14 protein-coding genes are annotated in these 11,940 nt (G+C 36.2%); 4 read left to right on the top strand and 10 right to left on the bottom strand.

Translation table 11 applies throughout. From position 1 onward, the window contains the following. Nucleotides 1-173: 173 nt before the first annotated feature. Nucleotides 174-1,115: a UPF0104 family protein gene (locus tag V7122_RS23735; RefSeq protein WP_335348335.1), complete on the bottom strand. Its 942-nt coding sequence runs from the start codon at nt 1,113-1,115 to the stop codon at nt 174-176. A gap of 151 nt (nt 1,116-1,266) precedes the next feature. On the opposite strand from V7122_RS23735, the gene V7122_RS23740 reads away from it, so the two are divergent. Both V7122_RS23740 and yidC read left to right on the top strand, forming a co-directional pair. Continuing rightward, entirely contained in the window at nt 1,267-1,554 is a 288-nt protein-coding gene (locus tag V7122_RS23740) for a hypothetical protein (RefSeq protein ID WP_335348334.1), read from the top strand. A gap of 25 nt (nt 1,555-1,579) precedes the next feature. After that, nucleotides 1,580-2,377, top strand: coding sequence for a membrane protein insertase YidC (gene yidC / locus V7122_RS23745; RefSeq protein WP_335348333.1), 798 nt, complete (start codon nt 1,580-1,582; stop codon nt 2,375-2,377). A gap of 26 nt (nt 2,378-2,403) precedes the next feature. Here the strand turns inward: yidC and crcB (V7122_RS23750) are convergent, their stop codons facing one another. After that, complete coding sequence (gene crcB / locus V7122_RS23750; protein ID WP_335348332.1) at nt 2,404-2,763, bottom strand: fluoride efflux transporter CrcB; 360 nt, start codon at nt 2,761-2,763, stop codon at nt 2,404-2,406. Beyond that, nucleotides 2,760-3,149, bottom strand: a complete 390-nt coding sequence (crcB, locus tag V7122_RS23755) for a fluoride efflux transporter CrcB (protein WP_335348331.1) — start codon at nt 3,147-3,149, stop codon at nt 2,760-2,762. Before crcB (V7122_RS23755) ends, crcB (V7122_RS23750) begins: the two co-directional genes overlap by 4 nt. Before the next feature lie 176 nt (nt 3,150-3,325). Here crcB (V7122_RS23755) and V7122_RS23760 point away from each other — a divergent pair, with 176 nt between their 5' ends. Then, complete coding sequence (locus V7122_RS23760; protein WP_335345393.1) at nt 3,326-3,889, top strand: YhcN/YlaJ family sporulation lipoprotein; 564 nt, start codon at nt 3,326-3,328, stop codon at nt 3,887-3,889. Nucleotides 3,890-3,936: 47 nt separating this feature from the next. Here V7122_RS23760 and V7122_RS23765 read toward each other — a convergent pair whose 3' ends face one another. The 5 genes from V7122_RS23765 to V7122_RS23785 all read right to left on the bottom strand — a co-directional run bounded on the left by V7122_RS23765 (nt 3,937) and on the right by V7122_RS23785 (nt 7,261). Further along, complete coding sequence (locus V7122_RS23765; RefSeq protein WP_335345392.1) at nt 3,937-5,406, bottom strand: pyruvate kinase; 1,470 nt, start codon at nt 5,404-5,406, stop codon at nt 3,937-3,939. Between the two features lie 119 nt (nt 5,407-5,525). Then, nucleotides 5,526-5,729, bottom strand: coding sequence for a DUF6501 family protein (locus tag V7122_RS23770; protein WP_335345391.1), 204 nt, complete (start codon nt 5,727-5,729; stop codon nt 5,526-5,528). 41 nt (nt 5,730-5,770) lie between these two features. Further along, nucleotides 5,771-6,010, bottom strand: coding sequence for a hypothetical protein (locus V7122_RS23775; protein WP_335345390.1), 240 nt, complete (start codon nt 6,008-6,010; stop codon nt 5,771-5,773). A gap of 135 nt (nt 6,011-6,145) precedes the next feature. Next, nucleotides 6,146-6,319 (bottom strand): hypothetical protein, encoded by a 174-nt coding sequence (locus V7122_RS23780; RefSeq protein ID WP_335345389.1) that lies wholly within the window; start codon nt 6,317-6,319, stop codon nt 6,146-6,148. 144 nt (nt 6,320-6,463) lie between these two features. Then, entirely contained in the window at nt 6,464-7,261 is a 798-nt protein-coding gene (locus V7122_RS23785) for a VOC family protein (RefSeq protein WP_335345388.1), read from the bottom strand. A 194-nt stretch (nt 7,262-7,455) separates the two neighbouring features. Between V7122_RS23785 and sda the strand changes: the two genes are divergently transcribed. After that, a complete protein-coding gene (gene sda / locus V7122_RS23790) occupies nt 7,456-7,587 on the top strand; it encodes a sporulation histidine kinase inhibitor Sda (protein WP_066287900.1) in 132 nt (43 codons plus the stop codon). 92 nt (nt 7,588-7,679) lie between these two features. Here the strand turns inward: sda and odhB are convergent, their stop codons facing one another. Both odhB and V7122_RS23800 read right to left on the bottom strand, forming a co-directional pair. Then, nucleotides 7,680-8,942, bottom strand: coding sequence for a 2-oxoglutarate dehydrogenase complex dihydrolipoyllysine-residue succinyltransferase (gene odhB / locus V7122_RS23795; RefSeq protein ID WP_335345387.1), 1,263 nt, complete (start codon nt 8,940-8,942; stop codon nt 7,680-7,682). 1 nt (nt 8,943) lies between these two features. Next, the gene (locus V7122_RS23800; RefSeq protein ID WP_335345386.1) at nt 8,944-11,784 is read right to left on the bottom strand and encodes a 2-oxoglutarate dehydrogenase E1 component; all 2,841 of its coding nucleotides are present in this window, start codon (nt 11,782-11,784) and stop codon (nt 8,944-8,946) included. Nucleotides 11,785-11,940: the final 156 nt, after the last annotated feature.

The following is an 11,940-nucleotide window of genomic DNA, read 5'->3' on the forward strand; positions in this document are numbered from 1 at the left end:
AGTATGCAGAGTTAGACTATCATCCTGAAAATAATGATGCATTAAAAATCCCCCTAGCAAAGTATTAATACTACCATTTTACCCTCTAAATTGTAGGATTACACAATATTGAACCGATAGAAATGTATATAAAAAACTAAACAAAAGGACTTGATAGAAAAAAGTCACTTTGTTTAGCTTTGATTTTTTTTAGCAGCCATTTGAAAAATTACAAAAGGCGTGCTTAATAAAACAGGAAAAATATAATAGCTAAGCCGATAAAACATGATAATTAACAAGCTTAATTCTGCTGGAATCCCGTATGTCTCCATTCCAATAAGAAAAACTAAGTCAAATGACCCAATCCCTCCTGGAATAAGGCTAATGATACCTGCACAAGCCGAGATAATCACGATCGGAAAAATAATTGAAAATGGAACAGCTACGCTCAATAAGTGAGCAATCCCCCATATACATATTCCAACAAATAACCATTCAAATATGGAGATGGTTATTAATTCAGCAATAAAACCCTTTTGTAAGTTTTCCAAGCTCCAAAACTTTTTTCTAAATGAAAAAAGAATAAGTAAAACCGGTGTATAGGCTGCAATAGCCCAGACGGCAAATTTCATAAACTTGATTTCGGCATAAACATGCATATCCGTAAATGCTACTTGCCAGGAAAGAATAGATAGCCCTGTTAAATAAAACAGAGAAATTTTTGCAATGATCCTAATGACAGGAATAGAATCAGTCGCATATTTGCGATAATAAATAGATCGTAAAGTTGCTCCGGCCACCCCGCCAAATCCAACTAAATTTGAGAAAGCATTTGCAGATAAGGAATAAAAAATAAACTGCCTCTTTCGAACTCTGCTTTTAAAAATTTGAAAAAGAACCACATCATAAAAAAACATCGGAATCAAGGCAATTAATCCAAGGATAAATATCAAAATAATTCTCTGGAGAGAAAGCCTGTCTAAATATAGGTCAATTAAGTTCCAGTTAAAATCCTTAAACAAACCTTTCGCTTCATAGCTGATTAATAGCAAGATCAGAATTGGAAATAAAACCTTTGCAATTGTTAATAACGTTTTTCGCTTAAAAAAAGACAAAATACCCCACCGTTCAATCAAATAGTCAGTCCATCCTATATTCTATTACTTCCTTAATATTGGTACAACCATTATATTTAAGCTCCCATTAAATTGGATAGTGTTTTCAATTGCACCGTAATCAAAAATCAATTATAATTTACCCATTGCCCTAAGATACCGAGGTGAGTATATGTTAGATTTTTTGATGGATGCTTCCAATATTCCGGCTGATCATGCCATCTATGTCAGTTTTATATTAGGGCTCATGATGAAATTTTTATGGGTATGGAATATCCAATACTCTTTTCATGATTCAATAAATAATACAGATCGATTGGATTCTCATACAATTATTCCAATTCAGCATTTAAGAATGAATGTTCAAAGGAATCCATTTTTAATTTGGATATCAAAATGTGCAAGAAAAATAGATGATCAAAGCGATGATCCAGACAGTGACTCCTTCCAACTAAGTTAAAACAAGACTAGGAGGAGTCACACAAATGAAAAACAAGAAAAATATTTTTCTTTTCACGCTAATATCAGTAGCAGTCTTATTATTATCAGCATGTTCTTCACAAAATGGCCAAAGCAATGATGGATTTTTTCATAAATTTCTTGTCGAACCATTTTCAATACTCATTCATGGAACAGCTGCCATTTTTCATGATAATTATGGGATTGCGATTATCATCATTACTCTTGGCATTAGGCTAATACTTATGCCGTTTATGTTAAAACAGTATAAAAACCAGCGCCTCATGAAAGAAAAAATGGACGCTCTAAAGCCTGAAATGGACGAGATCCAAAAGAAATTGAAAGAAACAAAGGACCCGAAAGAACAGCAAAAGCTGCAACAAGAATTAATGGGACTTTACAAGAAGCATGGTGTGAATCCGCTAAATATGGGATGTCTGCCAATCCTTATTCAAATGCCAATTTTAATGGGATTTTATTATGCCATAAGAGGATCAGAAGAAATTGCCACCCACTCCTTCTTGTGGTTTAATCTTGGTCACGCTGATATTTGGATTACAGTTGCTGCGGGGATCGTATACTTCTTTCAATTCAAGGTTTCACAGGCAACAATGCCTATTCAACAGCAGCAACAGATGAAATTTATGGGGCTCTTGTCTCCGATTATGATTGTAATGGTTTCTTTAAATGCACCAGCTGCATTACCACTATATTGGACTGTCGGCGGTATATTCCTAACGATTCAAACAATAATTGGGAAAAGGCTTTACCCGTCTGAAAAAAAGGAAGTACTGCAAACATCAAATTCGATTAGCGACAAATAGAAAAGAGGGTGATTTAATCACCCTCTTTACATTTTCCCTATGATAAAGCCAAAAAATGCAAGCACTATCCCTAATAAATAGGTTAACATTAAATAGGTAATGCCTTGTACCTTTTTATTTGCCTGCAGAAGCATAACAGCCTCCAAATTAAATGTTGAATAAGTGGTGAATGCACCCATAAACCCTGTTCCCATTAAAAAATGAATATGCTCACCTTCACCCATTCCGATGATGACTCCTAATAAAAAAGACCCCACTAAATTAACAAAAAGCGTTCCAAAAGGGATTTTATCCTGTACATGACTATTCAATAGTATAGAAAGTTTATACCTGCAAATAGCTCCAAGGAATCCGCCTATACAGATTAACAATATATTTATGATCATTTTTCTTCCTCACGATCCCGCTGTTCCACTAATTTAAAGCCTAAGTAAATGGCAGCTAGCCCCCCAAATAAGCTAATGAAAACATATAAAAAAGCAAAAAAATACGATCCGCGAGTCAATAATAGAACGGCATCTGAGCTTAATGCTGATAACGTTGTAAAGGAGCCAATTGCTCCCGTACTAATAGCAACCTTTAATTGTTGATTCATTCTCCCGCTTAGGCTGAATTTCTTTGTAAATAATCCTAAAAGCAGTGCTCCAATAATATTGGTTATAAGTGTACCGATGGGAAAACCTTCTCCCCAAAGGGAAACAGAAATCGTGAATAAGAAAAATCTAAGGAGACTTCCAACTATACCCCCTATCCCAATAAATACATATGTCAATAAAATCTCCTGCTTTCATTATTAGTTCATTAGATAATAACTAAAAAAATTTATGTATTGTATTCAGTCTGTCATTTATGACCTTATATTGCAAAAGTTCCATGGATATTATGGATAAAAACATGGAAACATAGTGATGTAGTATTAAAAAGAGTAATAAAAAAGGGGGTAAATTTATGAAAGTGAAAGCGATTATCGCCTCATTATTTACAATGTCCATTCTTGCTGGATGTGGTGTTAATAATGATAATAATGTGAATGAAACTGCAATGAGAAACCGTGATAACTTGACAAGAGTAAACAATCCAGGCACGAATGACTTTAATGTTTTTGACAACAGGGATATGAGGAATACAAATATAACTCCAGTTAGAAATAATAAAAACGCTCTAAATAATAGCTCGAAAATGCGGGTAGCTGACCGTGCAGCAGATAAAATCGTCTCTATGCCTGAAGTAGATCACGCAAATGTAATTGTGACAGATAATAATGCCTATGTGGCGGCACGGCTAGTTAATAAACAAAATGGCTTATCCCGTGACATAGAACGAAAAATTTCTGATCAAGTAAAATCAGTCGATCGTAGTATTAATGATGTTTATGTATCGGTAAACCCTGATTTCTATGATCGAATGAACAATTATTCAAATGATATTCGCAACGGCCAGCCGGTCGAAGGGCTTTTCGATGAGTTCTCAACTACAGTTCGCCGTGTATTCCCAACCCATTTTAATAAATAATTTTACCACAATAAAAGAGGATCTAACCAAAAAAGTTAGGTCCTCTTTTATTGATTTTGAATAAACGTCTCTTTTCTCCTGTTGGTTTCGGAGGTATGTTTCATTATCATCAGTTCATATAGAGTTTTTAATGCATCAACGGCGTATTCACCTTTATTTAACATAATACAATCAGCTCGGAGCCCCATAAATGCATCCGTTAGTTCAGCTCTTGATGGCATGCCTTTTTTTGTTAGTTGCTCAAGTACACCTGTTGCCCAAATAATTGGAATATGTGCAGCCTGACAAAGATTTATGATTTCCTCTTGGATAGATGCTAATTTAGTAAAACCTAATTCAACAGCAAGATCGCCTCTTGCAATCATTATTCCAAATGAATCGAAATTAAGTCCCTCGATAATAATTTTGGATAAGTTATGGAACGCTTCCTTTGTTTCAATTTTTGCTATGATCCCTATATTCTTTGGGGGCAATGAATGTAAGAGCATCCGAAGTTTCTCTAAATCTCTAGGGTGATGTACAAATGAAAGACCTATGGAATCCGCTAGTCCATGTACAAAAGGAAGGTTCCCTATATCAGTGTTTGTCATGGAAGGCATAATAAAGTGAACAAAAGAGTCAGGAAGATTAAGCCCTTCTTCTTCACGAAGCTTCGTTATTTTTTTATTTGTTTTTAAGATGGTAATACCTATCCATTCATCCGTAATGGAACAAACTTCTCCAATGATTTTTCCGTCATTAAAAAACACTTTGTCTTTCAACGAGACATTTAGTAATGCTTTTGGCGAGTTTATTGAAAAGACTTTAGCTTCCATTGCGAATAATTCTAGAGCTAATTCGTCTCTAATTATTGTAATCATATCTCCTGGCTTCACATTAAAATAAGGTCTTTCCTCATTAGACGGCTTTTCAGGGTAAAATATTTTTTCTACTCTAATTTTTGGACCAGCTAATTCCATATGAATTTTACATAAGTTTCTCTCTTGGCCAAGTTCTAATTCCGCTTCTCGAACACAATCAACAAGCTTTTTCCATATTTCTGGAGAGTCATGAGCACAGTTAATTCGTGCAATATTCATCCCATGGTGAAGCAAATCCTTTATAATCTTTTGATTTTGTAGCATGGATGAATGAAGAGTAACCATAACGGAAGTTTCAGTCCTACCGAACAGCCCCTTATTGCGGTCCTGTTTAATTTGATTGGACATATGCGGACATAGATCATATGTAGAAGATTGATCAATAAACTCTAAGTTATTTAACATTTTTTCAATTGAGTAATGAATATGAGGATGAATAGTCGAGAATGATGATAGGCCTTCCTGCAAAAGAGTAAAATCCAATTTCTCTGAATAAATATCCCTTAATTTTAGGAAAGCTTTTAAATTTTCCTTACTTAGGAAAACTGTAGAGTTTTCATTCATTTCTTGTTGCCCGACAATCATAATGTTTTTATGCAGGCTTGAAAGGATATTATTTAATAAATTTTGGTTTTCATTTATAACATCTCTAATCATTTGTGAACCACCTCATTATGTATCGTCACATGTTAGTATATGGATTCATCATTAAATGGTGTGATAGGATTTTTATATAAAGAAAAAGCTGTCAACAATTGTTGACAGCTTCTTTGGATTTATGCATCTTGAAAGTAGTCTTTGTAATAGCCTCCGACCTTGCCAGTATTATCAACGATAAAATAAAATTCATCTGTTTCATTTTTTACTTCATATTCTTTACCGGCAGTTAATGCCCTATTGACAATATATTTTGCAGCATTTGTGTGGACGCACTTTACTTTTTTTAATGTTGCACGTTCATTCCAGTTAAGATGAATCAATGTTGCCACTTCCTTTATTTTTAATCTTAGTATAAAGAATTTTAGCTGGTTGCTGCAACATGATTCTTGTTTTTTGTTGAACTTTGCGGATACCGGTAGATTTTTTTACGTATGCTTTTAATTTGATGCTGTTCAAAAGGAAATATCTCAGTTGTAATGACATTTTTCAATGTTATATAGCAAACCTCACAAATGTGATCGATTCTGATAAACTCAAGATGCTCATATAATGTATCTTCGTAAATCAATTCAACTAAACGATAATCAGAGTAATATTTCATATGATGACCTTCTTTCTAAGAAGATGGCATTAGTTATTTACCACTTTCTCAGCATGTTTCAAACTTTAGGAAGGTCTTTTTATGAAAAAATGTTAAGTAAAACTTTAGACTATTCGGAAGGTCTTATAACATAATCTATACACTGTCATGTGTGCATTGGCATGAAGGAAGATGATGGATGACAGGAAGTCTGCAGAGTTGATTATTAATCCCCCTATTCTTTTTTTCATAATAATAATACGGTTTTTTTCTAAGTTCCTCTTGTTTATATTGTTCCAGCTTTTCAATAACATAAATTTGTTCATACATTTAAATTCTCCTCTCTGCTCTTCTTTAAACCTTATAGTATCTAATTATTGGTAAATTCTCATTGACCATGAGAATGAATCCAAATACAGCTTTAGACTGAGAGAGAAATCGAAAAACGCGTTGTCATTAGACAACGCGCAAGTATTATTGATAGTGTGAACCAAATAAGGAAATTGGCTGAGTCAAAATTTCAGGCACAAGCTGAACTGAAAATGGACGTTCTCCTCGTAATTTTAACGTATTATAGATAATTCCCTTTTCATCTAATGGTTCACAGAAGATAATTTTTGTTGATCCACAGTCAATCGTTGTTTTTTTCGTGGAGGAATCTGAATTGTTTACCGTGTATGTAATAGGAAAATCAAAAAGTCCAGACCATTCCTTAGCAGATTTCTCTCCATTTTTACAGGCAAAACTAATAGATTGAATGCGATGTTTTTCTAATTTCTGATCCATCATCCCAAGGTTCTTAAGTTCATTGAAACGATCCTCATCCTGCTGTTCCCATTCAATGAAAAATGGTAATGGCAAGGTTGACTCTTGATTAAGGAAGAGCATTTTCCATTTAATTGTCGATCCATCCTTCCTTTTCCTGCTCCCTGGAAAAATCGGAAATGTTTTGCACCCCTTTTTTTCAAGCTCTTTTTTTACTGTTAAGATATCTGTTGTACGGAAACAGATTTGCCCAATCCCTTCTTCTCTTTGTAAATCTGATACTAATTGTGTAATAAGAGGATTGTCCGAATTTTGAGCGATTTCTTCGTTTTCAATAGCAAGGAATTCGATATATGAGGTGCTATTATAAAGTAAGCTATTAAATGTTCCCCACTTTTCATGACTTCCCCCCATGACTGCTTGTAAGCCAAGCTTTTGCCATGCCTCAATTGCTTTCTTTGGGTCTCCCTTAATAAAATGAACAATATGGTCAAGTTGCAGTTCCATATTAAACCTCCTTTTCTTTAATTAGTTATTTAATCATACAAGCTCTATATGGTTCATTTCAAATATTACTACTTTAAGTTCATATCATATTCTTTTCATTTTTTTTGAAAATAGGGTTTTCAAAACGGATGGAAACGTTTAAAATGGAATGAATAGAAAGAATATTCAATCCATTTCCTTAGGAGGTAATGCTAATGAAGATTATGAGCAATGAACAGTTGGTCGTCTCTTATCGTGATGCATTAAAGTCTGGTTCAGAGAAAGAATGGGTTTGGATATTGAAAAAGGAAATTATTAAGCGTGGGTTAAAGCCAATTAAGAAGTAAATTTTGATTGATGATTGGGGCGGGAGTTTTTCTCGCCTCTTTTATATGGAAAAAAAGCAGAGTGGCTCTTCTTCCACTCTGCCGAACATATTTTACGCTTCAAAAAGAAGTGATTCAGGGTCTTCAATTAATTCTTTAACACGTTTTAAGAACGTAACGGCTTCTTTTCCATCAACGATTCGATGGTCATATGATAAAGCAATATACATCATTGGACGATTTTCCATTCTTTCAGCATCAATCGCAACTGGACGAAGGTTGATCGCATGCATTCCTAAAATACCGACCTGAGGCCCATTTAGGATTGGAGTAGAAAGCAGTGAACCGAACGTACCGCCATTTGTAATTGTAAAGGTACCGCCTTGAAGATCTTGTAAGCCGAGCTTATTATTTCTTGCTTTTATTGCAAGATCCATAATGTCTTTTTCGATTTCAGCGAAGTTCTTACGGTCTGCATCACGTACAACAGGAACGACTAAACCTTCTTCTGTAGACACAGCCACACCGATGTCATAAAACTTTTTCAAGACAATTTCATCGCCTTGAATTTCAGCATTTAAGAATGGGTTTTTCTTAAGTGCAGCAACGACAGCCTTTGTAAAGAAAGACATAAATCCGAGTTTTACATCATTTTCTTCAAAAAATTTGTCCTTACGTTTTTTACGAAGGTTCATTACATTTGTCATATCTACTTCATTAAATGTCGTAAGCATAGCCGCTGTTTGCTGAACTTCTACAAGTCGATTCGCAATAGTTTGGCGGCGGCGGGTCATTCGGATACGCTCAACCCTTTTTTCTCCATCTTGCTTAATAGGTGCAGGTGCAGCAGCTTTTGGTGCTTGTGCTGGAGCGCTGCTTGCCTGAGCCTGAGGGTTAAAGGTTGAAACATCTTGAGCTCGAACTCTTCCTAGTGGATCTACTGTAGGAACCTGACTTAAATCAATGCCCTTTTCACGCGCCATTTTTCTAGCCGCTGGTGAAGCGATTGGACGCTGTTGGTTTTCGTTAGAAGGAGCCTGCGCAGGAGCACCTGGCTCTGCAGGTTTTGTTTCAGGTACAACAGGTGCTTGTTCTTCTAGAACCGGCGCAGCTGGTTGTGCTTGTTCAGCCCCTGCTTGACCGCTTTCGTCAATAATCGCAATTGTTTCACCAACATTTACATTATCGCCTTCCTGAGCTTTTAATTCTTTTAATACTCCAGTAAAATCAGAAATAATTTCTACATTTACTTTATCTGTTTCTAACTCGACTACGAAATCCCCTTTATTAACGAAATCGCCTGGCTTCCTTAGCCATTGGGCAATGGTTCCCTCTGTTATTGATTCAGCTAGTTCTGGTACTCTGATTTCGGCCACCTTAATTTCCTCCTTCTTGCTTTTGCGTTAATGCTTCTTCAATGATGCGTGCCTGTTCAAGCTTATGAATAATAGGGTCCCCTTCGGATGGGCTAGAACGGCGGCGTCTGCCAACATATGTTACCTCTTTACCTTGTTCAGCAAGCTTTCTCAATCTAGGCTCAACAAAGGTCCATGCCCCCATATTTTTCGGCTCCTCTTGAACCCAGAGAATTTCTTTAAGATTTGGATAACGATTCATAATTTCCTTAAGCGCTTCCATTGGGAACGGATAGATCTCCTCTACACGTACAATATGGAACCAGTCTTGATTCGCTATATTTTTAAGATTTTCAGCTAAATCAATGGCCATTTTACCTGAAGCTAATACTAAGCGCGTCACCTTATCTGTTGCTTTGCCAAGTCCAGGCTGTTCAAGTACAGATTTGAATTCACCTTCACTTAAGTCTTTCGCACTTGATGCAACAAGCTGATGACGGAGAAGACTTTTTGGCGACATAATCACAAGCGGACGGACCTCTTCACGATTTAAAATAGCAGCCTGTCTTCGTAAAATATGAAAATATTGCGCTGATGATGATAAATTTGCCACAGTCCAGTTATTTTCAGCTGCTAAAGTTAAAAATCTTTCTAAACGAGCACTAGAGTGCTCTGGCCCTTGGCCCTCATAGCCATGAGGAAGAAGCATAACAAGACCCGATTTCTGTCCCCATTTAGCACGGCCCGCTGCAATAAATTGATCAAACATTACTTGAGCAGAGTTCGCGAAATCTCCAAATTGGGCTTCCCATAATACTAATGTTTCAGGGGCAAATACGTTATAGCCATATTCAAACCCTAATACCGCCATTTCGGATAATGGACTATTATGAACAGCAAACGATGCTTTAGCCGTTGACATTAAATGCAGGGGAGAATAGGATTTACCGGTTTCGTTATCATGTAAAACGATATTACGGTGAGCAAACGTTCCCCGTTCCGAATCCTGACCTGTTAGCCGGATTGGAGTACCATCAGTTATGATTGAGGCATATGCTAATGTTTCCGCATGCCCCCAATCGATTTTTGCTTCGCCTTCTATTGCATCCAATCTTCTCTTTAAAATCTTGTCGAGTTTATTGAAGACAAGGAAGTTTTCTGGGAAGCCTAAAAGCTCCTGATTTATTTGTTTTAATGCCTCAATTGGGACAGCCGTATCTATTTTTGGCAAGCCCTTTTCAACCATTTCAGGTGGTTCCATATCCTCAATTTCAATTTTTTTATTTGGAACCTTTTCATAGGCGGATTTTAATTTATCGATGATGGCTTCTTCCATTTTCGAAGCTTCATCCTTCGTAACAGCTGCTTGGCTAATAAGCCTTTCTGCATATAAATCCTTTACCGTTACTTCCTGATGGATGATTTTATACATTAATGGATTCGTTGTCATTGGTTCGTCCATTTCATTATGGCCAAATCTGCGATAACCAATTAAATCAATTAAGAAGTCTTTTTGGAATTTCTCTCTGTATTCACATGCTAATCTTGCTGCAGCCACACATGCTTCCGGATCATTAGCATTCACATGTAGAATTGGAATTTCATAGCCCTTAGCTAAATCACTTGAATACCTTGTTGAACGGGAGTCATAGGATTCAGTCGTAAATCCAATCGTATTATTCGCAATAATATGTATAGACCCGCCGGTGTCATACCCTTTCAGCTGACCGAGGTTTAGAGTTTCTGCAACAACTCCCTGACCTGGGAAGGCTGCATCACCATGAATAATAATGGAGAGAGCAGACTGGAAATCTACTTCAGGATATCCTTTTCTTGTCCGATCATCCTGTGCTGCACGGGTATATCCTTCAACAACTGCGCCGACAAATTCTAAATGGCTCGGGTTATTAGCTAGTGTCAGCCTCGCAATAGTTGTATTTTCATCTTTAATTTGCTTATCCAGGCCAAGGTGATATTTTACATCCCCTGTCCATCCATAGCTTATGCCAATGGAACCCTCAGATGGAACAAGCTCTTTATTAGGAGCGTGCTGGAATTCTGCAAAAATCATTTCATATGGCTTTCCAAGAACATGAGCAAGGACATTAAGGCGTCCACGGTGTGCCATCCCAATATTTATCGTTTTAGTCCCATTTGAAACTGATTCAGAAACAATTTCATCAAGTAAAGGAACCATTGAGTCAAGCCCTTCAATGGAAAACCTTTTTTGACCTACAAATGTTCGGTGCAGATACTTTTCAAATTCCTCTACTTCGGTAAGTCTTCTGAGGATTTTGGTTTTTTCTTCAGCATTTAAATTCAGGTTTAATTGATTGGATTCTATCTTTTTTCTTAGCCATTCTTTCTCATTCTCATCATCTACGTGATGAAATTCGAAAGCAATTGTGCCCGTATACACAGATTTCAAATATTCAATAGCATCGAGCCCGTTACGAAGTGGGATCTTTGCCTCTGTACAAATAAGGTTAGCTGGGATTGCTTTTAAGTCCTCTTCCGTTAATCCATATCGGGAAAGTTCGAAAAGGTTTATCTCTCGATCATGATTTTTTAATGGATAAATATCAGCTGCACGGTGGCCGTAGAATCTAATATTATCCGCTAGACGAATAGCCGCTAATGTTTTCTCTAACTGATTAGATGTAACTGCTACATTTGTCTCTGATTTAGGGATATTACTATTCTCTGTAACAGGTGACCCTGTCTCATCGAAATAGGCCCTCATTTCCGGATCAATGGAATCAGGATCTTGCAAATAGTTTTCGTACAACTCAATGACATAGCCAAGGTTAGGACCATAAAACCCTTGATTAAAAGGCCGCTCACCATTCAATGGCTTTTTCATGTAAAAAAACCTCCACCACTATATTTGAAAAGTTTAATATTCATTATTCTTTCCCTAAAAATTGATTAAATGAGTAAATTGGATAAATGTACATATTTAAATAACATTTAAAAGAATAATAATATTTTTAGGGTTCAAATAATTTCCAAAGTAATT

Origin of the sequence: Bacillus sp. JJ1532, assembly GCF_036965085.1 — a bacterium.
Lineage (GTDB): Bacteria > Bacillota > Bacilli > Bacillales > Cytobacillaceae > Cytobacillus.

What these genes read in the sequence shown, in the direction of transcription:
- V7122_RS23775 (WP_335345390.1), bottom strand. Translation starts at nt 6,010, where the DNA reads ATGAAATATTACTCTGATTATCGTTTAGTTGAATTGATTTACGAAGAT.
- V7122_RS23800 (WP_335345386.1), bottom strand. Translation starts at nt 11,784, where the DNA reads ATGAAAAAGCCATTGAATGGTGAGCGGCCTTTTAATCAAGGGTTTTAT.
- V7122_RS23765 (WP_335345392.1), bottom strand. Translation starts at nt 5,406, where the DNA reads ATGATTAGAGATGTTATAAATGAAAACCAAAATTTATTAAATAATATC.
- V7122_RS23780 (WP_335345389.1), bottom strand. Translation starts at nt 6,319, where the DNA reads ATGTATGAACAAATTTATGTTATTGAAAAGCTGGAACAATATAAACAA.
- V7122_RS23760 (WP_335345393.1), top strand. Translation starts at nt 3,326, where the DNA reads ATGAAAGTGAAAGCGATTATCGCCTCATTATTTACAATGTCCATTCTT.
- V7122_RS23785 (WP_335345388.1), bottom strand. Translation starts at nt 7,261, where the DNA reads ATGGAACTGCAACTTGACCATATTGTTCATTTTATTAAGGGAGACCCA.
- sda (WP_066287900.1), top strand. Translation starts at nt 7,456, where the DNA reads ATGAAGATTATGAGCAATGAACAGTTGGTCGTCTCTTATCGTGATGCA.
- V7122_RS23740 (WP_335348334.1), top strand. Translation starts at nt 1,267, where the DNA reads ATGTTAGATTTTTTGATGGATGCTTCCAATATTCCGGCTGATCATGCC.
- crcB (WP_335348332.1), bottom strand. Translation starts at nt 2,763, where the DNA reads ATGATCATAAATATATTGTTAATCTGTATAGGCGGATTCCTTGGAGCT.
- yidC (WP_335348333.1), top strand. Translation starts at nt 1,580, where the DNA reads ATGAAAAACAAGAAAAATATTTTTCTTTTCACGCTAATATCAGTAGCA.